Annotated in this window: 26 protein-coding genes and 1 riboswitch; of the genes, 23 read left to right on the forward strand and 3 right to left on the reverse strand. The window is 71.1% G+C overall.

The features are described 5' to 3' along the window. From OM076_RS39465 to OM076_RS39475, 3 genes are all read left to right on the forward strand, one after another. A partial coding sequence (locus OM076_RS39465) for a PD-(D/E)XK nuclease family protein (protein ID WP_270045692.1) occupies positions 1-1,012 on the forward strand: 1,012 nt, incomplete at its 5' end. Beyond that, complete coding sequence (gene recD / locus OM076_RS39470) at positions 1,009-2,850, forward strand: exodeoxyribonuclease V subunit alpha (protein WP_270045693.1); 1,842 nt, start codon at positions 1,009-1,011, stop codon at positions 2,848-2,850. The genes OM076_RS39465 and recD, both read left to right, overlap by 4 nt. Before the next feature lie 56 nt (positions 2,851-2,906). Further along, on the forward strand, positions 2,907-3,713 hold the full coding sequence (locus OM076_RS39475; protein WP_270045695.1) for an SDR family oxidoreductase: 807 nt from the start codon (positions 2,907-2,909) through the stop codon (positions 3,711-3,713). A gap of 2 nt (positions 3,714-3,715) precedes the next feature. Here OM076_RS39475 and OM076_RS39480 read toward each other — a convergent pair whose 3' ends face one another. After that, entirely contained in the window at positions 3,716-3,985 is a 270-nt protein-coding gene (locus OM076_RS39480) for a DUF2277 domain-containing protein (RefSeq protein ID WP_270045696.1), read from the reverse strand. Positions 3,986-3,999: 14 nt separating this feature from the next. Further along, positions 4,000-4,179: a hypothetical protein gene (locus tag OM076_RS39485; RefSeq protein WP_270045697.1), complete on the reverse strand. Its 180-nt coding sequence runs from the start codon at positions 4,177-4,179 to the stop codon at positions 4,000-4,002. A gap of 264 nt (positions 4,180-4,443) precedes the next feature. On the opposite strand from OM076_RS39485, the gene OM076_RS39490 reads away from it, so the two are divergent. The 9 genes from OM076_RS39490 to OM076_RS39530 all read left to right on the forward strand — a co-directional run bounded on the left by OM076_RS39490 (position 4,444) and on the right by OM076_RS39530 (position 13,362). After that, positions 4,444-5,100, forward strand: a complete 657-nt coding sequence (locus tag OM076_RS39490; protein WP_270045698.1) for a hypothetical protein — start codon at positions 4,444-4,446, stop codon at positions 5,098-5,100. A 17-nt stretch (positions 5,101-5,117) separates the two neighbouring features. Further along, complete coding sequence (locus tag OM076_RS39495; protein WP_270045699.1) at positions 5,118-5,648, forward strand: arsinothricin resistance N-acetyltransferase ArsN1 family A; 531 nt, start codon at positions 5,118-5,120, stop codon at positions 5,646-5,648. A gap of 14 nt (positions 5,649-5,662) precedes the next feature. Next, positions 5,663-8,038: a SpoIIE family protein phosphatase gene (locus OM076_RS39500; protein ID WP_270045700.1), complete on the forward strand. Its 2,376-nt coding sequence runs from the start codon at positions 5,663-5,665 to the stop codon at positions 8,036-8,038. Positions 8,039-8,053: 15 nt separating this feature from the next. Then, positions 8,054-8,710, forward strand: coding sequence for a hypothetical protein (locus OM076_RS39505; protein ID WP_270045701.1), 657 nt, complete (start codon positions 8,054-8,056; stop codon positions 8,708-8,710). Positions 8,711-8,721: 11 nt separating this feature from the next. After that, positions 8,722-8,913 (forward strand): hypothetical protein, encoded by a 192-nt coding sequence (locus OM076_RS39510; protein ID WP_270045702.1) that lies wholly within the window; start codon positions 8,722-8,724, stop codon positions 8,911-8,913. 42 nt (positions 8,914-8,955) lie between these two features. Further along, positions 8,956-9,384: a type IV pilin protein gene (locus OM076_RS39515; protein ID WP_270045703.1), complete on the forward strand. Its 429-nt coding sequence runs from the start codon at positions 8,956-8,958 to the stop codon at positions 9,382-9,384. Positions 9,385-9,461: 77 nt separating this feature from the next. Further along, positions 9,462-10,943, forward strand: a complete 1,482-nt coding sequence (locus tag OM076_RS39520) for a carboxypeptidase-like regulatory domain-containing protein (protein WP_270045704.1) — start codon at positions 9,462-9,464, stop codon at positions 10,941-10,943. After that, on the forward strand, positions 10,937-11,695 hold the full coding sequence (locus OM076_RS39525; protein ID WP_270045705.1) for a PilW family protein: 759 nt from the start codon (positions 10,937-10,939) through the stop codon (positions 11,693-11,695). The genes OM076_RS39520 and OM076_RS39525 overlap by 7 nt, the downstream gene beginning before the upstream one ends. After that, positions 11,680-13,362: a hypothetical protein gene (locus OM076_RS39530; protein ID WP_270045706.1), complete on the forward strand. Its 1,683-nt coding sequence runs from the start codon at positions 11,680-11,682 to the stop codon at positions 13,360-13,362. The genes OM076_RS39525 and OM076_RS39530 overlap by 16 nt, the downstream gene beginning before the upstream one ends. Here OM076_RS39530 and OM076_RS39535 read toward each other — a convergent pair. Continuing rightward, positions 13,359-13,688: a hypothetical protein gene (locus OM076_RS39535; RefSeq protein ID WP_270045707.1), complete on the reverse strand. Its 330-nt coding sequence runs from the start codon at positions 13,686-13,688 to the stop codon at positions 13,359-13,361. The two genes, OM076_RS39530 and OM076_RS39535, sit on opposite strands and share 4 nt — an antisense overlap. 154 nt (positions 13,689-13,842) lie before the next feature. Beyond that, positions 13,843-13,923, forward strand: a riboswitch (cyclic di-GMP riboswitch). Between the two features lie 77 nt (positions 13,924-14,000). Between OM076_RS39535 and OM076_RS39540 the strand changes: the two genes are divergently transcribed. The 11 genes from OM076_RS39540 (at position 14,001) to OM076_RS39590 (ending at position 24,801) form a co-directional block, all read left to right on the forward strand. After that, the gene (locus OM076_RS39540) at positions 14,001-14,435 is read left to right on the forward strand and encodes a type IV pilin protein (RefSeq protein ID WP_270045708.1); all 435 of its coding nucleotides are present in this window, start codon (positions 14,001-14,003) and stop codon (positions 14,433-14,435) included. Between the two features lie 105 nt (positions 14,436-14,540). Then, entirely contained in the window at positions 14,541-15,584 is a 1,044-nt protein-coding gene (gene pilM, locus OM076_RS39545) for a pilus assembly protein PilM (protein WP_270045709.1), read from the forward strand. A gap of 46 nt (positions 15,585-15,630) precedes the next feature. Beyond that, on the forward strand, positions 15,631-16,392 hold the full coding sequence (locus OM076_RS39550; protein WP_270045710.1) for a prepilin peptidase: 762 nt from the start codon (positions 15,631-15,633) through the stop codon (positions 16,390-16,392). A gap of 71 nt (positions 16,393-16,463) precedes the next feature. Further along, positions 16,464-17,276 (forward strand): PilN domain-containing protein, encoded by an 813-nt coding sequence (locus tag OM076_RS39555; RefSeq protein WP_270045711.1) that lies wholly within the window; start codon positions 16,464-16,466, stop codon positions 17,274-17,276. Further along, positions 17,273-17,998, forward strand: a complete 726-nt coding sequence (locus tag OM076_RS39560) for a type IV pilus inner membrane component PilO (protein ID WP_270045712.1) — start codon at positions 17,273-17,275, stop codon at positions 17,996-17,998. The genes OM076_RS39555 and OM076_RS39560 overlap by 4 nt, the downstream gene beginning before the upstream one ends. Next, entirely contained in the window at positions 17,995-18,927 is a 933-nt protein-coding gene (locus OM076_RS39565; RefSeq protein WP_270045713.1) for a hypothetical protein, read from the forward strand. Before OM076_RS39560 ends, OM076_RS39565 begins: the two co-directional genes overlap by 4 nt. Positions 18,928-19,023: 96 nt before the next feature. Beyond that, a complete protein-coding gene (gene aroC / locus OM076_RS39570) occupies positions 19,024-20,196 on the forward strand; it encodes a chorismate synthase (protein ID WP_270045714.1) in 1,173 nt (390 codons plus the stop codon). Then, positions 20,178-21,692, forward strand: a complete 1,515-nt coding sequence (locus tag OM076_RS39575; protein ID WP_270045715.1) for a bifunctional shikimate kinase/3-dehydroquinate synthase — start codon at positions 20,178-20,180, stop codon at positions 21,690-21,692. The genes aroC and OM076_RS39575 overlap by 19 nt, the downstream gene beginning before the upstream one ends. Beyond that, positions 21,689-22,126 carry a type II 3-dehydroquinate dehydratase gene (locus OM076_RS39580; RefSeq protein WP_270045716.1) on the forward strand — a complete coding sequence of 146 codons (438 nt, stop codon included), beginning with the start codon at positions 21,689-21,691 and terminating at the stop codon, positions 22,124-22,126. Before OM076_RS39575 ends, OM076_RS39580 begins: the two co-directional genes overlap by 4 nt. Beyond that, positions 22,123-23,184 carry a M24 family metallopeptidase gene (locus OM076_RS39585; RefSeq protein ID WP_270045717.1) on the forward strand — a complete coding sequence of 354 codons (1,062 nt, stop codon included), beginning with the start codon at positions 22,123-22,125 and terminating at the stop codon, positions 23,182-23,184. Before OM076_RS39580 ends, OM076_RS39585 begins: the two co-directional genes overlap by 4 nt. A gap of 60 nt (positions 23,185-23,244) precedes the next feature. After that, positions 23,245-24,801 carry an IPT/TIG domain-containing protein gene (locus OM076_RS39590; RefSeq protein WP_270045718.1) on the forward strand — a complete coding sequence of 519 codons (1,557 nt, stop codon included), beginning with the start codon at positions 23,245-23,247 and terminating at the stop codon, positions 24,799-24,801. Positions 24,802-24,842: the final 41 nt, after the last annotated feature.

Below are 24,842 nucleotides of genomic sequence, written 5' to 3' on the forward strand. Positions count from 1 at the left end.
GCCCGCGCCCGCCGATCCGCCGCTCGCCACGCCGTTCGCGCCCGTCGGCTCGCCGCGCCCGCCTGCGGCCTCGCCGTCCGCGCCCGCCGGGCCGTCCGCGGCCGCCGATTCGCCGCCTGCGCTGTTCTCCCTCGACGACCTCGGTCCCCCGGCCGACCCGCTTCCCGCGTCCGCAACCGAGGACGCACTCGCCGCGGTTCCGTCGATTCTCGCCGCCGGCCCGGGCGGGACCGAGTTCGGCACGTTCGCCCACACGGTGTTCGAGGCCACCGACTTCGCCGCGGACGACCTCGACGCCGAGCTCGCGCGGACCGTCGGGGCGGCGCTGGCGCGGCGGCCCGTGGACATCGGTGACCGCGCGACGATCATCGCCGGGCTGCGCGCCGCGATCGAGACGCCGCTCGGCCCGCTCGTCGGCGGTCTGCGCCTGCGCGACGTCCGCCGCGAGGATCGGCTCGACGAGCTGACGTTCGAGCTGCCGCTCGTCGGCGGTGACGAACCGACGGGCGAGCTCACGCCCGCGGCGATCGGCGCGGTCCTGCGGGCGCATCTCGCCCCGGGCGACCCGCTGGCCGGGTACGCCGATCGCCTCGAAGACCCCGAGTTGCGCGCCAGCGTTCGCGGCTACCTGACCGGCAGCATCGACCTCGTCGTGCGGGTCGGGGACGCGTTCGCGATCGCCGACTACAAGACGAACTGGCTGGCCGCGCCCGGCGAGGCGCTCACCGCGTGGCACCACCGCCCCGCGGCGCTCGCGGCCGAGATGGAGCACGCCCACTACGGCCTCCAGGCCCTGCTCTACACGGCGGCGCTGCACCGGTACCTGCGCTGGCGACTGCGCGGGTACGACCCCGAGCGCCACCTCGCCGGAGTCCTCTACCTCTTCGTGCGCGGGATGACCGGGCCGGACACGCCGACCGTGGACGGCACCCCGTGCGGGGTGTTCGCGTGGCGTCCGCCCGCGCCGCTGGTCCTCGCGCTCAGCGACGTCCTCGATCGAGGGGCAGCATGAGCGCGGTCGCCGGCAGCCCACGCCCCGACGATCCGTACGACGTCCGCCGCGCGCGCCACGCACCCGGGCTCCTGCGCGCGTTCAACGACATCGGCGTGCTCGCGGCGGCCGACGTGCACGTCGCCGTCCGCCTGGCGACGATCACGGGCGAGACCGACGAGACGATCGCCCTCGCGGCCGCCCTCGCCGTGCGTGCCCCGCGCCTCGGCCACGTGTTCGTCGACATCGCCACGATCCACGAGACCGCCACCGTCGAGTCGGAGGAACCCGTCGACCTCACCACGCTTCCGTGGCCGGAGGTCGAGACCTGGACCCGCGCACTCCAGGCGAGCCCGCTCGTCGCCGTCGGTGAGGAGTTCGCGGAAAGCCGCCCACTGCGGCTCGTCGGCAACGCCCTCTACCTCGACCGGTACTGGAGGGAGGAACGGCAGGTCGCCGCCGACCTGCAGGCCCTCGGCGGCCAACAGTCGATCGACGAGGCCGTGCTCGCCGATGGCATCGCGCGCGTCTTCCTGCCCCGATCGGTCGAGCCCCAGAACGCGCCGGCGGCTGACACGCCCGATGCGCTTCAGCGCGCCGCCGTGGCGACCGCCGTCCGGCGACGGTTCGCGGTCGTGGCCGGCGGGCCGGGAACGGGCAAGACCACGACGGTCGCGCGGATCGTCGCGTTGCTCGCCGAGCAGGCCGAGGCCGCGGGCGCGCCCGCTCCGCTGATCGCCCTCGCGGCGCCCACCGGCAAGGCGGCCGCGCGGCTCGAGGAGGCCGTTCATGCCGAGGCGGCCAAGCTCGACGTCTCCTCGAGCGTCCGGGACGCGCTGCTCGCCCTCAACGCCTCGACGCTGCACCGGCTGCTGGGCTGGCGTCCGGACAGCCACAGCCGTTTTCGCCACAACCGCGGCAACCGGCTCCCGCACGATGTGGTGATCGTCGACGAGACCTCGATGGTGTCGCTGTCGCTGATGGCGCGCCTGGTGGAGGCGGTGCGCCCGCAGGCGCGGCTCGTGCTGGTGGGCGATCCGGGGCAGCTGACGTCGATCGAGGCCGGCGCGGTGCTGGGGGACATCGTGCGCGCCGGGGGCGACGGCGTGGTCGTCCTCGAGCACGTGTATCGCTACGGCAAGGGCATCGACGAGCTCGCCGCCGGCATCCGCACCGGCGACCAGGACGCCGTCATCGCCGCGCTCAAGGCGGGTCACGAGGACGTGAGCTGGATCCCGGTCGACGTGGGCGATCCGGCGTCCCAGGCGGCGCTGGCACCCGTCCGCGACGGGGCGGTCAGCGCCGCCCGGGCGGTGATCGCCGCGGCGCGCGCAGGCGACGCCGACACGGCGATCAAGGCGCTCGGAGCGTTCCGGGTGCTTTGCGCCCACCGCCGCGGCGCGTACGGCGTGAGTGTCTGGACCGCGCGCATCGAGGCCTGGCTCGCGGGTGAGCTCGAGCGCGGGCGCTGGTACCCGGGACGCCCGCTGCTCGTCACCGAGAACGACTACGGACTCCGCCTCTACAACGGCGACACCGGCGTCGTCGTCGCGACCGAGCATGGCCGCACGACCGCCGCGTTCGAGCGCCAGGGCGAGGTCGTCCTGTTCCCGCCCGCGCGCCTGGGCGCGGTCGACACCGTGTACGCGATGACCGTGCACAAGAGCCAGGGATCGCAGTTCGGGACCGCGGCCGTCCTGCTCCCCGCGGTCACGTCGCAGGTCCTCACCCGCGAATTGCTCTACACGGCGGTGACCCGCGCGCAATCCCACCTCATCCTGGCCGGCACCGAGGAGACGATCCGCGCGGCCGTGGCACGGCCGGTCGCCCGCGCCTCCGGCCTGGGCGGGCGCCTATGAGCCTGTTGACGAATGGTCGGACCGACCATCCGTCAACAGACTCCTAAGGTGAGGCCATGATCGCGGTCACGGGAGCGACGGGTGAGGTGGGGCGCCGCGTCGTGGCGCGATTGGTCGAGGCCGGCGTGCCGCATCGGTCGGTCGTGCGTGACGCGAGCCGCGCCGCCCCCGGCGCCGACGACGTCCGCGTCGCCTCCGACTACGGCGCCCGCGACGAGATGACCGCCGCGTTCGAGGGCGCCACGACCGTCTTCCTGATCCCCGCCGCCGAGAACGCCGAGCGGGTGGAGCAGCACAAGACCGCGGTCGATGCCGCGCTGGCCGCGGGCGTCGGTCGGCTCGTCTACCTGTCGTTCCTCAACGCCGCCCCCGACGCGACCTTCACGCTCGCCCGCGACCACTGGGCGACCGAAGAGCACATTCGCGCCACCGGACTCGCGTGGACCTTCCTGCGGATGAACCTCTACATGGACTTCATCCCCGGCCTGGTCGCGCCGGACGGCGCGATCCGCGGCCCGGCCGGCGATGGCCGCGTCTCGGCGATCCTGCGCGACGACATCGCCGCGGCCGCGTCCGCGGTCCTGACCACCGACGGCCACGACGGCGCCACCTACGACCTCACCGGCCCCTCGAGCTTCAGCCTCGCCGAGGCCGCGGAGCTCCTCGGCGCGCGCTACGAGGACGAGACCGACGAGCAGGCCTACGCCTCACGCGAGAGCTACGGCGCGCCCGACTGGGAGATCCGCGGCTGGGTCACGTCCTACCAAGCCATTCGCGACGGCAGCCTCGACGTGCTCAGCCCCGCCATGCGCGACCTCACCGGCCGCGCCGCGGTCTCGCTGGCCGAGCACCTGCAGAGCTGAGCTCAGGCGGCGTAGCGCTGCGCCGCGCGGGCCTTGGCCTTCGCGGCCTCTTCCTCGCGGTTCTTCGGCGGCGCGGTGGTCACCAGATGATCGAGCAGGCGGGCCGTCGCCTCGACGACCTCCGCGACCGCGCGGTCGAAGGCCTCCTGGTTCGCCTGCGACGGCTTCGTCGAGCCGCTGATCTTCCGGACGTACTGAAGCGCTGAGGCGTGCATCTCATCGCGGGTCGCGGGCGGCTCGAAGTTGTGGAGCTGGCGGATATTGCGGCACATATCTCAAGGCTAGATCACGGTCCGAACTCCGGCACCTCCAGACCGAACTCGGTGAGTGCATAGACGGGGCCGTTCGGGGTCGGGCGCTCCTCGAGCAGCCCGAGCGCGACGAGCGTGACCAGGTCGTCGAGCAGCAGGAATTCGTCGCCGTTGGGCGAAGCGGCGTCGAAGAGCGTGGGGGAGTGGTGTGGCATCGCGACGTGCTCCTTCCGGGTTCTACGCAGTTCCACGTAGGGCCGCGTAGGGTCCCGCCGGGCTCGGACGGAATCGCGGCCGTTTCGCCACGAGCAGCCGCGAATCCCACGCGGACTGTCGCACTTTGCGGGGAATTTCGCACTTACCCACAGACCTGTGCACAGCGATGTGGCGCACATGCGCACCCACGGGGCGCGTATGAACAAGCTACGCACAGGCCGGCACGCCGCGCGGTCCGGGGTGGCGTGTAGAACCGAAGGCCGATGCCCGCCGCCGCCCCGCAACCGTCCGCCCGCCTGGTTCGCGCCGTCGCGGCGGAACGCGAGGAGCTCGAGCGCCACCGCGCCCGGTTGGCACGTCAGGCCGAGGAGCTGCGGGCGGCGCTCGCGCGGATCGAGCACGGGCTCGAGGAGATCGACGAACGGCGTGGGCTCCTCGATCGCCTCGCGCCGACGGCATCTCCGGAGGCAGAGCACGAACCGCGCGCCGGCGACGACCACGCCCTGCGCGGCCCCGATATCCGCGAGGTGGCCGTCGCGCTGCTGGCTGGCAACGGCCGCGAGGCCATGCACTATCGCGAGTGGTACGAGCTGCTCGAGCGCGCGGGCCACACGATCGCCGGCAAGGACCCGCTGGCCGTCTTCCTCACCCAGATCAGCCGCTCCCCGGCGGTCCGGCGCGGCATCCGCGCGGGCGTCTACGAACTCGACCGCGGCGCCGCCCACCGGCTACGGCAGCAGCTCGACGCCCTCCAGCGCGATCTGAACGCACTCACGACAGCCGCCGGCACCACCCACGACGCGACCCGCGCCCGCCGCCGCCACCTGAACGCCGAGATCAACCGCGCCGAACGCGCCCTGGAAGAAGTCACGCGCCTGCTCGGCGCCGAGGCCGAGCATGAGCTCGCCGCCACCGCCTGAGCCATCATTGCTGTCGCATGGCGCCCGCAACGATCGACGTCCGCCCCGCCCAGCCTGACGACGCGGAGGCCGTCGCCGCGATCTACAACCACGGGATCGCCGAGCGACAGGCGACGTTCGAGACGCGCCCACGACGGCCCAACGAGATCCTGGGGTGGCTCGAGGAGGGGCGGCCGTTCATTGTCGCGACCGACGGCGACACGCACACCGTCCTCGGCTTCGCGCGGGTGTCCGCGTACTCGACCCGGCGGGCGTACGCGGGGGTGGGGGAGCACGCGGTGTACGTGGCGCCCGACGCGCGCGGGAAGGGTGTCGGCGTCAAGCTCCTGGACGCCCTCGCGGACGCGTCCGAGGTCGCCGGCTACTACAAGCTCACAAGCCGCGTGTTCACCACGAACCAGGCGAGCCTGAGCCTGCACCGGGCGGCCGGGTTCACCGAAGTGGGCATCCAGCGCCACCACGGCCGGCTCGATAACGAGTGGAAGGACACAGTGCTCGTCGAGCGGCTGCTCGGCGAGGCCGCGCGGGAGGCGCGCGCGCAGCAATAGGATCACCCCTACAAGTGGCTGGAGACGGTCCCTCGCGCCGTACCGCACGGGCTCGAGGCCGCCGCCCAGGGGTCGCCCGCTGGATCGCGCTGGCCCTCGTCCTGCAGGGGATACTGGTGGTGATCGACGTCGCGTCGGCCGATCAGGTCGTCTTCACGACGGCGTTCGTGCTCGCGCCGTTCGGGCTCGCGGTCACCGGGCACGCCCGGGCGACCGCGGCGATGGCCGTGCTGGCGGTCATCCTGGCGATCGCCAGCGGGTACTGGAACCACTACGCGGGCAGCACCGACCACTTCCTGCGAATCACGATCGTCACGGTCGGCGGCATCCTCGCCACGCTCGCGGCCGCGGCGCTCGAGAAGGCCGCGGAGCAGCGGGGGCGGATGGCGATCCTCGCCTCCGTCGGACGGCTGTCGAGCGCCCACACGCTCAACGACGCCATCGCGGGCCTCGCCGAGTCGCTCGTGCCCGCCGCGGCCGACGGTTGCTGGGTCGACCTCATCGAGCCCGACGGCGAGCCTCGGCGCCTGTTCGAGCACGGCGCAGACCCGCCCGCCGCCGAGCTCAGCGGCCCGGCGCGCCTGCTCGAACACCACACCCGCGCGGTCGTCCCCTTGCTCAGCCAGGGCGAGATCACCGGCCACCTCGGCCTCACGACGACCACCGGCGCCTACGACGAGGAGGACCTGCAGTTCTTCACGATCGTCGCCGGACGGGTCGCGCTGGTGCTGGCCAACGCGCGGCTGGTGAGCGATCTGCGATCCACGCGAGCGCGTCTGGACGGCATCCTCAACGGCCTCGCGGAGGCGGTGACGGTCAACGACGACCAGGGCCGCACGATCTATGCCAACCAAGCGGCCACCCGGCTGCTCGGCCGGACGTCGCCGGAGGAGGTCACCCGCGCGCGGCCCGGGGAGCTCGCCGCCCGCTTCGTGATCACCGACGAACAGGGCGACCCGGTCAACATCGACGACTTCCCCGGCCGCCGCCTGGTACGCAACGAGCCCGCGCCCGAGATGCTCACCCGCACCATCGACAAGACGACCGGGCGGGCGTTCTGGCTGCTCACGAAGGCCAGCCCGCTGACCGATCAGGGCCGCAACTTCGCGATCAACATCATCGAGGACGTCACGCGGGCCAAGGAGGCCGAGCAGCGCCAGCGCTTCCTCGCCCGCGCCGGCCAGGTGCTCGCGTCCAGCCTCGACTACGAGGAGACGCTCAGGCACGTCGCCGCGCTGGCGGTGCCGTGGCTCGCGGACTGGTGCGCGGTCGACCTCCCCGGCCGCGACGGTGCCATCGAGCAGGTCGCGCTCGCTCACACCGATCCCGAGAAGGTCGCGATGGCCAACGAGCTGCGCCGCCGTTACCCGCCCGACCCCGTGGCCGCGAGCGGCGTCCCGGCCGTGCTCGCAGGCGCCCCGGCAGAGCTGTACAAGGAGATCCCGGACGAGCTGCTCGAGCAGCTGATCGACGACCCGGACCAGCTGCGGGCGATCCGCGACATCGGCATGCGTTCGGTGATGATCGTCCCGATGCGCTCGGGCGAGGACACCCTCGGCGCGATCACGTTCGTCACCGCCGACAGCGGCCGCCGCTTCGACGAGGACGACTTCGCGTTCGCCCAGGACCTCGGGCTGCGGGCGGCGACCGCCGTCCAGAACGCTCGCCTCTACGCCGCGCAGGAACGCGTCGCGCACACGCTTCAGGCCAGCCTGCTGCCCGAAGAAATCCCGCATATCGCCGGCTTCTCCATCGCCGCGAGCTATCAGGCGGGGGAGCTGGGAGCGGAGGTCGGGGGCGACTTCTACGACATCGTCCCCACCGCGGGCGGCGGCCACCTGATCTTCCTCGGCGACGTCACCGGCAAGGGCATCGAGGCGGCGGCGCTGACGAGCCTCGTCCGCCATTCGGTCCGCACCGCCGCGCGCTTCGACCCGCGCCCGGGCGCGATCCTGGCGCTCGTCAACGAGATCCTGGCCGAGCAGGCCCGCCTGTCCCCGGTCACCCTGGTGACGCTGCATCTGCACGCCAACGAGCTGACGATCGCGGCCGCCGGCCACCCGCCGCCGCTGCTGCGCCGGCACGCGCAACAGAACGCCGTCACCGCGATCGGCCCCACCGGCATCCTGCTCGGCGTCTCGCCGGGGCAGACGTTCGCGGAGGAGACGACGATCCTCGAGCCGGGCGACGCGGTGCTGCTCTACACCGACGGCGTCACCGACACCCCGGGAACGAGCGACCGTTTCGGCACCGATCGCCTCGCCCACACGCTCGAACACGCGCCCGCCGAGCCGCAGAAGATCCTCGACACGATCGACGAAACCCTCAAGGCGTTCCAGGCCGGCACCGCGATCGACGACCGCGCGCTTCTCCTCGTCGCCTATCGCTGACTACGATCCCAGGCGATGTCATCCGCACCACCCACGCTCGGAACCGGGGCCACCCGCTCGGTCACGGTCGCGTTCGAGTCCGGCCGGCGCATGGCGCCCGACGCGCTTCGCCTGAGCCCCGACGGAGCAACCCTCGAGGTCGACTCGATCCTGAGGGTGCCGCTGAAGCTCACCCTCGGCCAGCTCCACCTCGCCCAGGTCGATCGCGGACCCGCCAAAGTCCGCGGAACCGCAGGGCGATTCCCGATCCTCCGCCGCCTCTCCGCGACCGCGGTCGTGCCGCGCGAAGAGGGCATCGAGGGGTGGTTGTGGACGAATATCGGCGGCTCGGCGCTCACGCTGATCGAGGACGACGCGCCCACCGGCGCGCTGCTCTTCACGAAGCCGCTGGGCCCGAACGAGCTCAAGGAGGCGATGAAGCCCGAGGTGCTCGAGGCGCTCGTGGCCCGCTCCCCGCTCGGCGTCCCCGCGGTGCCCGGCTTCCTCTTCCGCGTCCAGGAGCCCGCGAACGCCGAGACGGCCTTCCGCGCGTACGGCCTCCTGCGGCCGATCACCGACCGCGAAGTCCCGCCCACGATGCGCAAGGCGTTGCCCACCGACAAGTCGGCCGACCCGGCGGTCAGCGCCCCTCCGAAGGGGCCGACGGGCAGCGTCGCGCCCCCGGGCTTCTAGGCTCTCCCGCCGTGAGCGCCCCAACCGAGCACGATCCCAGCACCTGCACGCCCTGCCGCGGCACCGGCGAGTTGATCTCCGGACTCGGCGGCGAGGCGCACCGCGTGCGCTGCCCCTGGTGCGAAGGCACCGGCCGCTTCGACGCCGCGCGTGACGCGCAGGCGCCGGCCCGCGAGGGCCACCCAGCCGACACACCGGAGTAAAGATCGAGCTCCCCGGGCCGACCACCCGGGCAGATGCAACGCTTGAGCCCTCGCGCCGACGACGGATACACCCTCGTCGAGCTCCTCGTCGCCGTCCTCATCATCGGCATCCTGATGGCGATCAGCGTCGCCCTGCTGCTCAATCAGCAAGGGAAAGCCCAGGACGCCGAAGCGAAGACCACGGTCGTCACCGCCGCGAAGGCGATCGAGGCGTACGGCACCGACCACGGCGGCTACGGCGCGGCGACGCCGGACGATCTGGCCAAGATCGAGCGCTCGCTCGGCCAGGCCCGCGGCCTCACCGTGACCTCGACGGCCACGACGTACACGGTCGCGGTCGACTCGCTCGCCGCCCCCGGGGCGCGGTTCTCGCTGGAGCGCAACAGCTCGGGCGAAAGCATCCGCGACTGCTCGCTGCCCGGAACGGGCGCCTGCCGGGCCACCGCGGACGCGAGCGGCAACCGCTGGTGAGCCGCGTCTCGGGTCGGCACCCCATCCGCGTCCGGCGACCCTCAACTCGCGCGCCGCAATGGTCGATGAAGAAGTCGATGGAACACTCGAGCGACCAGGCCGGCTACGCCCTCATCGAGGTCATCGTGAGTGCCGCGGTGCTCGCGCTCCTCGCCCTCGCCGTGCTCTCCGGCATCGACGGAGCGTCGCTGTCGACCGCCCGTGAGAAGGCCCGCGCCGTCGCCGGCTCGCTCGCGGAGCAGGATCAGGAGCGGCTGCGCTCCTACCGCTTCGATGCGCTCGCGACCGTGCCGCAGGCCAATCCGGTGACGATCGACAACGTCACCTACTCGATCAAGTCCGAGGCCTCGTGGATCACCGACGACGCCAACGCCGTCCCGGCGTGCGGCACGGCGGCCCAGAAGCAGGCCGAGTACCTGCGGATCGTCTCGACCGTCACGTCCACCATCGTCGGATCGCGGATCGCCCCGGTGCGGATCGAGTCGATGGTCGCCCCGTCGGTCGTCTACGGCCAGGACCACGGCACGCTCGCCGTCCGGGTGGTGGACCGCGCCGGCGTCGGCGTCCCGTCGATGACGGTCAACGCCAAGGCCGACGACGGAACGCCCCTCACGCCGGCAGTGACCAACGGCCAGGGCTGCGCGCTCTTCCGCTCGATCCCGGTCGGCGCCTACACGGTCGGCGTGAACACCAGCGGATGGATCAGCAAGGCCGGCAACCAGTTGCTCGAGACGACGACGACCGTCAACCCGAACTACATCAACAACGTCTCGCTGACCTACGACCGCAAGGTCAACATGAAGATCACGGTCAAGACCCTGCACCCGGGGGACACGTTCAGCCCGACGGCGAGCACCGCGGTTGCGTCGCAGGCCTTGAGCGTCTCCGACCAGGCCGCCGACACGGCGGTCCTGCGGACGTTCAAGCCGGTCGCCCCGGCGACGGTCGCCACCGTGTTCGACTCGCCCGACCTCTTCCCGTATTACAACTCGCCCTACAGCTACTTCACGGGCGACTGCGGCTACATGAGCCCGACGAAGGCGTCGAGCGGGTTCTCGACCTACTTCACGACGGTCAACGCGCTCGCGGCGGTGCAGGGCGACCCGACGGTCTTCCAGCCGCAGCAGGCGACCGTCTTCCAGCCGGCGCTCAACGTCCGTCTGTTGAAGGACTCCAAGGGCACCGCGCTGAGTACGACGACGACCACGAGCACGATCCAGGTCTACGCGAAGCTCGTCAAGCCCTCGGGCTCGACCGACACCTGTGTGTCTGCCTACTCGACGTACTTCCCGCTGGCGCTCAAGGACTGGCCGACCGCCACCTACGGCCCCAAGCCGGCAGGCGCGAACGCGACCACCAACTTCGTCGCGCAGAACGTCACAGCGTTCGACGCAGGCCTGCCATTCGGCACCTACACGTTGTGCTTCCTGGACCAGACGTACACGACGAAGAAGACCTACACGCCGAGCGACTACGTCAACACCGCGCCGAGCGGGCGGGCATCGACGCTCGAGCTCTCGCCCACGACCGGCAACTGGGTCACGGCGTCCACATGCTGAACCGCCTTCGCCACGACGAGCGCGGCTTCACGCTGCCCGAGCTGCTGATCACGCTGATCATCGCGCTCACGGTCTCGCTCGCGACCTTCTCGCTGATCGACTTCGTGATGAAACGCACCGGCGAGATCGCGAGCCGCGTCGAGACCGTCCAGCGCGCGCGGACCGCGATGGACCAGGTCACCCGGTTGCTGCGCTCGCAGGTCTGCGCGTGGCGCGGCGACGACGCCCTGATGACCGGCTCACGGTCGCTCTACTCCGCCTCGCCCACGGCGGTCACGCCGTTCACGGACTTCAGCAGCGAGACACTCGTCAGCGGCGTCCTGCCCGCCCCGGCGCTGCGCACGCTCACGCTGTCGAACCCCGTCAACGGCACCCTGACCGAGACCACGATTCCCGGTAAGTGGGTCGGTGGCAAGGTCTCCTACACCTACGCGGGCGTGACGACGACGACACGTCAGGTCCTGACGAACGTCTCGCTGTACACGCCGGTCGGCAGCACCGCCGATCCCACCCCGCTGTTCCGCTACTTCACGTTCAACGCCGCCGACCCGCCGCAGCCGATCAACGAGGTCGGCGTGGGACGCGCTCTGACGGCGGACGAGCTCGAGAGCGTCGCGAAGATCACGGTCACGTTCCGCGTGCTCACCGCCGCGGGTGACGCGAAAGGCTCGACCGTGCTGACCGGCGACGTCTATGTCCGGACCGCGGACCCCAACGCCGAGGACCCCCAGCCGAAATGCGCAACGACATGATCATGCAGCTCAACGCACGCGCGGAGCGCGGCTTCTCCATGTTCATCGTGATCATGGCCATGTTCGTGACGTCGATGTTCGTCGCCGCGGCGTTCGCGGCCGCGAACGGCGACCTTCCGGTCTCCGGCGTGGCCGTCCAGCGCAAGTCGACGTACGCCGCCGCCGAGGCCGGCTTGAACTTCTACCTCAATCGCCTCCAGGTCGACCCGGACTACTGGACCAAGTGCGCCTCGGGCCCGGCGCCCAACGGGAGCGAGCTCAACCCGGTCAACCAGCTCTGGGACGGCAGCGGGGCGGACCCGCGCCGCTGGCGGACGATCCCGGGCGCGACCGACCAGTACACGATCGAGCTGATCCCGGCCCCGGGCTACACGTCCTGCGACACGACCAAGCAGCAGTCGTTCGTGGATCTCGACACGGGCACGTTCAAGATCAAGGCGACCGGGCGCACGTCGTCGACGGCCACCCGCACCCGGTCGATCATCGCCACGTTCCGGCGCGACAGCTTCCTCAACTTCGTCTACTTCACCAACTACGAGAACCGCGATCCGGCGGCGGAGTCCGATAAGGACAAGCGCGAGGACCAGCAGCGCGACTGCGCCGACAAGTACCGCTCGGCGCGCGCAGGGAAGGGCTGCCCGGAGATCCAGTTCGCCACCGGCGACGCGATCAACGGCCCGCTGCACACCAACGACGAGAACCTCTACATCTGCAGCACGCCGACGTTCGGGCGCACGCTGAACAAGGACGGAACCCCGCGCCCGACGAAGACCGACACGGTCGAGGTCTCAGGCGGCGGCACCGGCCACATCGCGACGCCGCCACCGCCGCCCCCGGCACAGGCGCCGAACCCGCCCTGCCAGGACTCGCCGACGATCAACACCGCCCTGCCCGGCGGGTTCAAGACCAAGTCGCAGAAGCTCGCGCTGCCGGACAGCAACGCCGCGCTGGAGAGCATCGCGCTCAACAGCTCGAGCCGGTACGCGGGCCTCACCCGCATCCGCCTGCGCGGCACCGTGATGGACATCACGAAGGCCGACGGCAGCACCGTCACAGGCGCGGCGTGGCCGACGAGCGGCGTCGTGTACGTCGCCAACAACGGTCCGTGCGAAGGGGAGATCCCGACGGCGGCCGACTATGACGAGTCGCCCACCTGCGGGAACGTCTACGTCAGCGGCACGTACTCGCAGTCGCTGACGATCGCGGCCGCGAACGACATCATCGTCGCGCCGACGTCGAGTGACAAGACCGATGCGAACCTCACGCAGAGCGGCTCCAACGACGCGATGCTCGGACTCGTCGCCAACAACTTCGTCCGCGTCCAGCATCGCTCGGCACGCACGGGCAACCCCTGCACCACCGACACCACATCGTGGCCGGCGATCACGAACGTGACGATCGAGGCCGCGATCCTCGCGCTCCAGCACTCCTTCATCGTCGACAACTACCAGTGCGGCAAGCTCGGCCAGCTCAGCGTCACCGGCGCGATCGTCCAGAAGTACCGCGGACCCGTCGGCACCGGCACGGCCACGTCCAACACATCCGGCTACCTGAAGAACTACTGGTACGACGATCGCTTCCGCTATCGCTCCCCGCCGTACTTCCTCACGCCGGTCGACGCCGCATGGGACATCGTGCGCGTCCACGAGTACGTCAAGGGCAACTAGCGCACTTCGAGCGTGCCGATCTGGCGCTCCTCGTTGACGAGGACGACCGGGTAGGCACCAGGCGTGTCGGCCAGCAGTTCGAACCGGGTAGGGATGCCCGGTTCGAGGCCTTTCATGGACACGTAGCCGACCGCGACGCTGTCGATCACGTCGCCGTCGACGATCAGCTCGACACGGTCGCCGAGCTCGGCCTGGACCGTCTTTTCCTGCGCTCCCGCGTTCGCCGAGAGCTTCCCCGTGACGTCGAACGCGTCCGGGTCGGTCAGCGGCGCCTGCCCGGCGACCTGTGGCGCCGTCCCCGCAGCGTCGCCTGTGGGCGTTTTCACGCCATTCTCAGGCGGAGCCACGGTGACGACGAGGACCATTAGGCCCAGCAGCACAAGCACGATGAGGGTCATCCGTCGGGTCAACACCCCATACGAGGTTAGAGAGGGGTAAAGATCGAAGCGAAGGGTGCCGATACCTGGGGTAGCCAGACCGAGGTGTCAAAGGCAAATCGCTCGTGAGGGCGAGGCGCAAAGCCACGGGGCTCCGCGGATCGGAGCCGGCCGGGCTGCCACTTCCGGCAGAACGGGACCAAGGACCTGGCAAGGCAAAACACCACAGGCCCAACGATCCCTTCAGGAGGGTTCACCCACATGCTGCACAAGCTTCGCCAGCGCGCTCAGGACGAGAAGGGCTTCACGCTCATCGAGCTCCTGGTCGTCATCTTGATCATCGGCATCCTTGCCGCGATCGCCCTCCCCGCGTTCCTCAACCAGCGCGCCAAGGCACAGGACACCACCGCCAAGAGCGACGTCCGCACGGCGCAGACCGCGATGGAGACCTACTACACCGACAACCAGACGTACGTCGGCGCTACGGCCCTCGTCCTGCAGGGCATCGAGCCGGCCCTCAAGAACGCCCCGACGCTCGACACTGGCACGCCTACGCTGAACACCTACACGATCAAGGTGACGTCGAAGAGCTCGGACGCCACGGTCTACTCGATCACGAACAACGCGGGCAGCGTGACCCGCTCCTGCGACGATCCCGGCTCGGGCGGCTGCAAGGGCCCCGTCGGCAGCTGGTAGTCAGCTCCCGCTGATCTGAACCCTCCGCGAAGCGGGCCCTCGGGCCCGCTTCGTGCGTTTAAGACCCCACTCAAGGGGCCCTGGGCGGCTGCCGATACAAGCCTCGTGCTCCGTAAGAAGAAGCGTTCCCAGCAGGCCAGCGTCGTCGGGCTCGAGCTCGACGCCGGCCACGTTGCTGCCGCCGAGGTCTCTGTCGACGGCCCCCTCACCCTGACCCGCGGCGCGGTCGCCGAGCTCCGGCCCGGCATCATGCGCGACGGCGAGGTCGCCGATCCGATCGCTCTCGCGGACGCCATCAAGGCGCTCTTCGCCGAGCACGATCTGCCCAAGACCGTCCGCCTCGGCATCGCGCATCAGCGCATCGTCGTGCGCACGCTCGACCTCGAGGCGACCCTCGACGACCCGAAGGCGCTCTCCGCCGCGGTCAAGGCCGCGGCGCCGGATCACATCCCGATGCCGATGGACGAGGCCGTGCTGGACTTCCAGCCGCTCGGCGTCGTCAACACGCCGCTCGGCCTGCGTTCGCGCGTCGTCGTCGTCGCCGTCCGCCGCGAGATGGTCGAGCGCGCCGCCGCCGCCCTCGAAGGCGCCGGTCTCAAGCTCGAGGGCATCGACCTCTCCGCGTTCGGCATGGTCCGCGCGCTGGCCTCCGAGCACGAGGGCGCGGTCCTCTACATCAACGTCGCGGGGCTGGTCAACGTCGCCGTCGCCAACGCCAGCGGGTGCCTCTTCACCCGTGCCTCCGCGGGCGGCGTCGAGACGATCGCCTCCGGCCTCGCCGAGCGCCGCGGTCTCACGCTCGAGCATGCGCGGGCGTGGATCTCGCACGTCGGCCTTGCGGCGCCGCTGGACGGCATCGAGGGCGACGCGGACCTGATCAGCGCGACCCGCCTGGCGTTGGAGGACGGCGTGCGCGAGCTCGCCGACAGCATCCGGACCTCGCTGAACTTCTATCGCACGCAGGACTCCTCCGAGACGGTCGAGCTCGGCGTCGTCACCGGCGCCGCGGCCACGATCCCCGGCTTTGTGGAGCGTCTGAGCGAGCAGCTGCGCCTGCCGCTGGAGGCGCGTGTCATCCCCGCCCCTGACGACGTCGACGCGGGCCGCCTGACGGTCGCCGCCGGCCTCGCGATCGCCGAGCGCTCATAGAGGCGCGGCGCATCATCCGCCCCCGGTCCGCCACACTCCACCGCCGATGAGCGTCGGTGTGGCGGCCGTACTGGCCGCGATCCTAGGAGCGATCGTCGGCTCCTTCCTCAACGTGGTGGCCTACCGGCTCCCGCGTCACGAGTCCTTGCTGCATCCGCCTTCGGCATGCCCTGAGTGCGGGACCCCGATCAAGCCCTACGACAACGTGCCGGTCCTCGGGTGGCTGTGGCTGCGCGGGAAGTGCCGCGCGTGCAAGGCGCCGATCTCGCCCAAGTACCCGATCGTCGAGGCCGTCACGGGCCTGCTGTGCGCCGCGTGCGTCCTGCACTTCGGCGCCGACTCCGACGTCTGGCTGCCGATCGTCTTCGTCCTCTTGCTCGTCCCGATCACGCTGATCGATCTCGAGTACCACATCATCCCCAACGTCCTCTCGGCGATCGGGGCGGTCGCCGCGATCGTGCTCGTGCTCGCCTTCCAGAGCGACGAGCTGGTCGAGCACCTGATCGCCGCGCTCGGCGCCGGCGGTTTCTTCCTGGTCGCGGCGATCGTCTATCCCGCGGGGATGGGGATGGGGGACGTCAAGCTCGCCGCCGTGATGGGGCTCTTCCTCGGGCGCGCGGTCGTGCCCGCGATCTTCGCCGCGCTCGTCGCGGGGACCGTCCTGGGGGCGATCATCATCGCCCGCTACGGGGCTCAGGAGGGCCGCAAGAAGGGCATCCCGTTCGGCCCCTGGCTGGCGCTGGGCAGCCTCGTCGGCCTGTTCGCGGGCGACGAGATCGTCGACTGGTATCTCGACACCTTCACGTAAAGGATCGCGGCCCTAGGGGGAAGGCCCCACCTGGTTCAAGGCGCTGAAGTCTGGTGCCGATACCAGGAGCGATGAGAGCCGTCAACCTCCTTCCCCCCGATACTCGCGGCGCCTCCAAGGTCTCCGCGGAGCTCGGCGCCGGCCCGGAGGCCAAGGGCGGCGCGGGCGCCTTTGTCGTCCTCGGCGTGCTCGCCGCCTGCGTCGCAGGCGCCGCCGGCTACGTCCTGGCCGAGAACACCATCAAGCAGCGCACGGTCGACCTCGCCCAGGTCACCGCCAGCCAGACAGCGCTGCAGAGCCAGGCCAACCAGCTCAAGCCCTACGCCGACTACGACTCGACGGCGAAGGCCCGCGTGCAGACCGTACGCGACCTCGCGTCGTCGCGCTTCGATTGGGAGCAGGCGCTCCGCGATCTCTCCCGCGCCGTCCCGGCGGACGTCACGCTGCTGTCACTCAACGGCGACATCTCGACGGCCAGCGGCGGATCGGGCATCCGTTCCGCGATCTCGGCGCCGGCGATCACGGTGACCGGCTGCGCGCCGGGCCAGACCGAGGTCGCCCGCCTGATGGCGCGCCTGCGAGACATCGATGGCGTCAGCCGCGTCTCGCTGTCGAAGTCCGCCTCCACCTCCGTCACCACGGCCCCGGCGGGAGGCACCGCGACCGAACGGCGCAACGCCGCCCCGTGCGGCGTCGGCGCCAAGCCGGCGTTCGAGGTCGTCATGTTCTTCGAAGGCGACGCCGAAGCCGTGGCCGCTACGCCGGCCACCGCCGGCGGAACGGTCGTAGCGACGCCCACGCCGACCCCGTCCGCGACCCCGACCGCCACCCCCGGTACGGCCGCAGACACCTCCACCACGACACAGCAGGGGGCGACTCCGTGAGCCGCACGTTCCGCATCCTGATCGTGGTCGTCGTGACGGCGCTCGCCGGCGGCGGCTACTTCAAGCTCGTGCTCGCGCCCAAGCGCCAGCAGGCCGATGCGCTCGCGCTGCAGGTCGCCACCAAGCAGCAGGAGCTCGCGCAGACGCAGGCCCTGATCGCCACGTACAAGGGCGCGCGTGACGCCTACAAGGAGAACTACGCCACGGTCGTGCGGCTCGGCAAGGCCGTCCCGACCGATGACGACACGCGTTCGCTGCTCGTCCAGCTCGATACGTCGGCCAAGCGCAGTGGCGTCGCGTTCGACACGATCAACGTGACGGCCGCCTCGTCCGCCGGCACCCCGACGGCCGGGACGGCGGCGCCGGTGAAGGTCACGCCGGGCGCGGTCAACGTCGGCGCGTTTTCCGCGCAGCCCTTCAGCTTCTCCTTCCGCGGTGACTTCCAGACGCTCGGCAACCTGTTCGCGCGCCTCGACCAGTTCGTGACGCTCAAGGGCGACGCGATCAACGTCCGCGGGCGCCTGATGCACCTCGAGACCATCTCGCTCACGCCGGGCGGCAAGGGCTGGCCGACGCTCGTCGCCGACGTCAAGGCCAGCGCGTACATCGTCCCGGAGACGACCGCGCCCGCGGCCGCCGCGCCCGGCACCGCGACCCAGACCACCACCACCACCACGGCTACGACCACGACCTCGAGCGCGACCGGGACTGAGGACCGATGAACCTGATCACCGACACCCTGCAAGGCCTGGTGCGGCGCAAGCTCTGGCCCGTCGCCCTGCTGCTGGTGGGCGCGCTGGTCGCGGTGCCGCTGATGCTCGCCAAGAACCCGGAAGCTCCGGTCGTGGCCGCCAACGTGACGCACGGGGCCAAGGACGAGGCCATGCCGGCGACGTTCGTCAGCGCCGATGACGCGGCGAGCGAGGACACGACCGAGCGTCGCCGCACGCTCGGCCAGCTCAAGGACCCGTTCGAGCCCAAGGCGCTCCCGAAGGTCAAGAAGTCCAAGAAGGCGAAAGCCGCCGCGGCGGCCACGCCGACGGCGACGCCGGCGGACTCGTCCGCGTCCCCCGGCGGTGGCGGCGCCACGGCGCCGACGAGCCCGGCTCCGACCGCGACGCCTTCGCCGACGGTCACCGTCCCGGCCTACTCGGTCAAGGTCCGCTTCGGCACCACCGACAGCGAGGAACTCAAGACGAGCACGATCGAGCGCCTGTCCGTCCTCCCCGACGAGACGGACCCGGTCATGGTCTACCGCGGGGTCGAGGACGGCGGCAAGATCGCGATCTTCGAGCTCACCGGCGACATCGTCGCCCAGGGCGACGGCACGTGCCTGCCGACGCCCGAGGACTGCCAGTACCTGAAGCTGCACGCCGGCGAGACCGAGTTCCTGACCGTGTCAGACACGGGCGAGGCGACGGACGCCCAGTACCAGCTCGACCTGGTGAAGATCTACAAGAAGGAGACCAAGGAGAAGGTCACCGACCCGCAAGCGGCCACCACCGCCGAGTCGCTGACCAAGGCCGCGTCCTCTTCTTTGAAGGGCAAGGGCTTCGCGCTGCGCCACCGCAACCGGTACGTCTTCGACGCGACGACCGGCACGTTGCACAAGGCCGCCAAGGGCGTCAAGACCCCCTCTGCATCGCTCTAAACCAACTCGCGGCGGGAGCCGATGAAGTGCGCGCGGCGGGCCCTCGGGCCCGCCGCCGTCCGTTAACGCGGCGGCGAGCCTCATAGGATGCTGCCCGTGCCGTTGAAAGTCGTCACCGCCGGGGAGTCGCACGGGCCGGGCCTCACCACGATCGTGGAGGGTCTCCCCGCGGGCCTCGAGCTCGACCAGGAAGCCATCGACGGCGACATGGCGCGCCGCCAGCTCGGCCACGGCCGCGGCGGGCGGATGAAGATCGAGAAGGACTCCGCGCAGGTCACGGCGGGGGTGCGGCACGGCCGCACGATGGGCGGTCCGATCGCCCTCCAAGTCGCCAACCGCGACTACAAGAACTGGGAAGAGCGGATGAACCCGTGGCCCGTCGAGGCGGACGTGCCCGAGGTGCATCTCCCGCGTCCCGGCCACGCCGATCTCGCCGGCGTGCAGAAGTTCGGCTTCACCGACGTGCGCAACGTGCTGGAGCGCGCCTCGGCGCGCGAGACCGCCGCGCGGGTGGCCGGAGGCGCCTTGGCCAAGGCGTTCCTGACCGCGCTCGGCGTCTCCGTCGTCTCGCACGTGACCCAGATCGGGTCGGTTCGCGCGCCGGAGCTCGAGGCCGAGCCCGCGCTGGACGCGTTCGCCGGCGTCGACGCCTCGCCCGTCCGCTGCCTGGACGCCGACGCGACCAAGGCGATGGTCGGCGAGATCAACGTCCTGCGCAAGCGCAACGAGTCGATCGGCGGGATCTTCGAGGTGCGGGCCTACGGGCTCGTTCCCGGGCTCGGCTCGCACGTCTCGTGGGAACAGCGCCTGGACGGCGTGATCGCCGGCGCGCTGCTCTCGATCCAGGCCGCGAAGGGCGTCGGGCTGGGCGACGGCTTCGATCTCGCCGGCCGCCCCGGCTCCGAAGCCCACGACGAGATCTTCTACTCCGAAGAGCGCGGCTACTACCGCGAGACCAACCGCAGCGGCGGCCTCGAAGGCGGGATGACGACCGGCGAGCCGCTGGTCGCGCGCGTCGCGATGAAGCCGATCCCGACGCTGACCAAGCCGCTGCGCTCGGTCGACATCGCCACCAAGGAACCCGCGCAGGCGCTGCGTGAGCGGACCGACTCCTGCGTGGTCCCGGCGGCGGGGGTCGTGGGGGAGGCGATGCTGGCGATCGTGCTGGCGGGCGCCTACCGGGACAAGTTCGGCGGCGATCACATCGACGATGTGCGCGCCGCGGTCGAGGCCTACTGCACCCGAATCGGATGGAAACCCCGGTCCTAGTCTTCATCGGCTTCATGGGCGCGGGCAAGACGACCGGCGCCCGGGCCGCCGCCGCCGCCCTCGGCGTGCGGGCGATCGACACCGACCGCGAGGTCGAGCAGCGGATCGGCACCTCGATCGAGGACTACTTCGCCTCCCACGGCGAGCGTGCGTTCCGCGAGATCGAGGAGGACGTCGTCGCCGAGGTGCTGGAGACGCCGCCGGCGCCCGTCATCTCCATCGGCGGCGGCGCGATCGGCTCAGCCCGCGTGCGCGAGCTGCTGGCGCGCCACACGGTCGTGATGCTCGACGTCGACGAGCCGACGGCCTGGCGCCGGGCGGGCGGGAAGCGGCGCCCGCTGGCGCGCGACCGCGAGCGCTTCGCCGCGCTGCACGCCGAGCGCGCCCCGGTCTACGAGGCGCTGGCCGACGCGGTGCTGCTGGACGGCGGCGCCGAGACCGTGCGCCGCGCGGCGGGTGCGCTGCGGCGCATCCCGACCGGCGTGAAGGTGCTCTGGGCGGTCGCGGGCGGCGTGAACTACCCGGTCTACGTGGGCGACGTGCTCGACAGGGACTTCTGGCCCGTGCGCGGGCGGCGGTTCATGCTCACGGACGAGACCGTCGGGCCGGTCTACGGGGAGCGCATCCCCGAGCTGACGGCGACGTTCGCGATGCCCGCGGGCGAAGCGGCCAAGACGCTGAGCAACGCCGAGGTGTTGCTGCGCGGCCTCGCCGCGGCGGGGATGGACCACGACGACCACGTCGTCGCGCTCGGCGGCGGCGTGGTGGGTGACGTGGCGGGCTTCTGCGCCGCCGTGTACCAGCGTGGGGTGGGCGTCGTGCAGGTCCCGACGACGCTCGTCTCGCAGGTCGACTCGGCCTACGGCGGGAAGACCGGCGTCGATCTGCCGGAGGGCAAGAACTACGTCGGGGCCTATCACCAGCCGCGCGCCGTGCTCGCCGATCCGCGGACGCTGGCGACGCTGCCCGCGGCGGAGCTGGCCGCCGGCTGGGCCGAGGTGGTCAAGACCGCGCTGATCGCCGGCGGGCCGCTGTGGACGCGGGTGCGGCGCGGCGAGGGGATCGTCGATCGCGACCTCGTGCTGGCCTGCGCGCGGACGAAGCTGGCGGTCGTCGCCGGCGACGAGCGCGACGCCGGGCGCCGCCAGGTGCTCAACCTCGGCCACACGGTCGGCCACGCGATCGAGACCGCGACGGGCTACGCGCGCTATCGCCACGGCGAGGCGGTCGGCCTCGGCCTGCTCGCCGCGCTGACGTTGTCCGGCCAGCCGGAGCTGCGCTCCGAGGTGAGCGATCTGCTGTCCGGGTACGGGCTGCCGACGACGCTCGATCCGTCCGTCGATCACGAGGCCGTCCTGACCGCAGTCCAGCGCGACAAGAAGCGCCGTGGCGGCCGGGTGGGGTTCGTGCTCGTCGAGGCGCCGGGCGACGTCCGCACGGGTGCGCCCGTCGCCGAACGCGACGTCCGCACCGCGCTGGGAGGGCTGATGAAGTGAAGACCCGGGTCGCCGTCCTGCACGGCATCAACCTCGACGCGCTCGACCGCCGCCCCGCTCAGCACTACGGCGGGCTGACCTTCACGCAGCTCGAGCAGCGCATCGGCGCGTTCGCGGACGAGCTCGGGCTGACCGTCTCGTTCTTCCAGTCCAACTTCGAGGGTGAGTTCGTCGAGGAGCTGCACCGCTCGCCGGACTACGCGGACGGCCTGCTGCTGAACCCGGGCGCGTGGACGCACTACGCGTGGGCGCTGCGCGACGCGGTCGAGATCGCCGGGCTGCCGGCGATCGAGGTGCATCTCTCCGACGTGGACACGCGCGAGGCGTGGCGGCACGTCTCGGTGCTGGAGGACGTGCGGACCGGGAAGGTCTCGGGGCAAGGCGTCGAGGGCTATCGCGAAGGGTTGCGGCTGTTGAAGGAGGCGTGGGCATGAGCCGGGGCGATCGGGTCGCGCGGCGGCTGGAGGACATCGACGCGCTGCTCGTCACCGAGCCGGCGAACCTGCGCTACGTCACGGGCTTCACCGGCTCCAACGGCTTCGCCGTCGTCGGCCCCCAGGTGCGGCGCTTCGTGACCGACTTCCGCTACGTCGAGCAGGCCAAGCTCGAGGTCCCGGACTTCGACCGCGAGCAGGGCCCGCAGGAGCTGCTCGCGGCCGTCTCGCGCGGGCTGGAGGGCGTGAAGCGGCTCGGGTTCGACGACGGCCACATGTCGGTGCGCACGCACGGCCGGCTCCGTGAGCTGCTGCCGCCGCACATCGAGCTCGTGCCCGCCGCAGGGGTCGTCGAGGAGGTGCGGGCGGTCAAGGAGCCGGGGGAGATCCTGCGGATCGGCGCGGCTGCCGCACTCGTCGACGAGATCTACGCCTGGCTGCTCGAGCTCGGGCTCGTGGGGCGGACCGAGCGCGACGTCGCCGTCGCCCTGGAGCACGAGATGCGCCTGCGCGGCGCGTCCGGCCCGTCGTTCGACTCGATCGTCGCCTCCGCCGAGCACGGCGCGCTGCCGCACGCGACGCCGCGCGACGTCCCGATCGCCGCCGACACGCTGGTGACCATCGACATCGGCGCGGTCCTCGACGGCTACTGCTCGGACTGCACGCGCACCTGGGCGACGGGCGCTTCGGTGCCCGGCGAGCTCGAGGAGATCTACGCGCTGGTCCTGCAGGCGCAGATCGCGTCGCTGGACGCGGTGCGACCCGGCCCTTTGGGTCGCGAGATCGACGCGATCGCACGCGACATCATCGACGCGGCGGGGCACGGCGAGCACTTCGGCCACGGGCTCGGGCACGGGGTCGGGCTCGTCACCCACGAGGCCCCGCGCCTGGCGCGCACCGGCTCGACCCCGCTCGTGGCCGGAAACGTCGTGACGGTCGAACCGGGCGTCTATCTGCCGGGCGTCGGCGGCGTACGGATCGAGGATCTCGTCGTCGTGACCGAGCACGGGCGCGACGTCCTCTCGAAGACCACGAAAGACCTTCTGACCGTCGAATAGGGTCATCCCCCCAGCCCATAAAGCTCAAGGGGGGAGCGTGCGCGGCCGATATCGAGGTCGATGGTACTTCGACCTCGCACCCGCCCCCTGCTGCGTCGCGCTGTCGCCGCGGCCGCACTCGGCGCGCTCCTCGTGCCCGCCGTGGCGGACGCGAAGGCCAAGCCCAAGACGCCTGTGATCACCAAGGTCACGCCCAAGACCGCCCTCGTCGGCAACAAGCTGACGATCACGGGCAAGCACTTCACCCGCGGCAAAGCCAAGAACAGCGTGCTGTTCCGGCGTGACAAGGGTAAGGCGCTGTTCGTCAAGGCCGACGTGAGCACGACGAAGAAGATCGTCGTCGTGCTGCCCCCGACCCTCGAGAAGTACATGAACGCCGAGGGCGCGACGCCGGTGGCGACGCGCTTCCGCCTGCGTGTCCTCGCGGCGAAGCTGAGCAAGGCCTACACCCCCGCCAAGATCTCCCCGGTGATCGGGCCGGCCAAGGCCAACGGCACCGACGGGAACTCCGGCGGCGCGGGCGTCCCGACGACGCCCGACGGCGACTGCGACAACGACGGCGTCAAGAACGGCGTCGACCTCGACGACGACAACGACCTGCTGGCCGACGATCTCGAGCTCTCGCTGGCGCTCGACCCGTGCTCAGGGGACACCGACGGCGACGGGGTCGAGGACGGCTTCGAGTACCAGTCGGCGATCGACCTCAACAACGACGACTACCAGCATCCGAACTACTCGATCCCGTACCCGGCCAAGACCGCCTACCCGAACCCGCTGTTCAAGGACGCCGACAAGGACTACGACGGCGACGGCCTGGACCTGGCCGACGAGTACCACCTCTGGAAGTACACCTACGAGGTCAACCACACCGCGACGCGCACGCTGGTCCCGCTGTCCTACTCCGACGGCGCGCAATACTCGCTGTCGGTGCTGGCGGGTGGCAACGGCCGCCGCACGCCGACCATGAACGTCACCGACTACCAGCCGCCGCAGGCGTTCCGCGCGTGGGCCGCTTCGGCCGGTTACGCCCAGCCCTTCCTGCCCGCCTTCAATGCGCAGTTCGATCTCTACGACATGGATCACGACGGCGTCGTGACGACGGTCCCGAAGCGGATCACGAACCCGGGCGTCGACTGGCAGCGCCGCGCCGAGTTGACGTACTGGGATCTGGACTTCGACGGCAAGGTCTCCGATGATGAGCGCGACGAGGACGCCGACGGCCTGACCAACTACGACGAGGTCCTCGGGCCGATGACCTCCGGCTGGTGGAGCAAGTGCTACTCCGAGGAGGGCGAGTACCCGATCACGTACGTCGGGACGAAGGCCTACGACGCCGACTCCGACGGCGACGGCATCCTCGACGGTGCCGACGACCAGGACTTCGACGACATTCCGAACATCATGGAGCTGAGCCGCAACATGGCCGGCAACAAGCCGCTGAACGGGGTGTGCGGCGGGTCCGCGACGTATGACGCCTCGGCCCCGGCCGAGACCTACGTCAATCCGTTCAACCCGTGCCTGCCGGACGTCAACTCCCGTACCTGCCAGCGGCACCCGATGATCGGTGCGGCCTACGGCCCGTTCGTCGAGCCGTGGCAGCCGAAGATCCGCAACTGAGTCACTCAGCTCAGGTAGTGCCGGGGGCCCGCACGGTGTGC

This window comes from Solirubrobacter ginsenosidimutans (assembly GCF_027587205.1).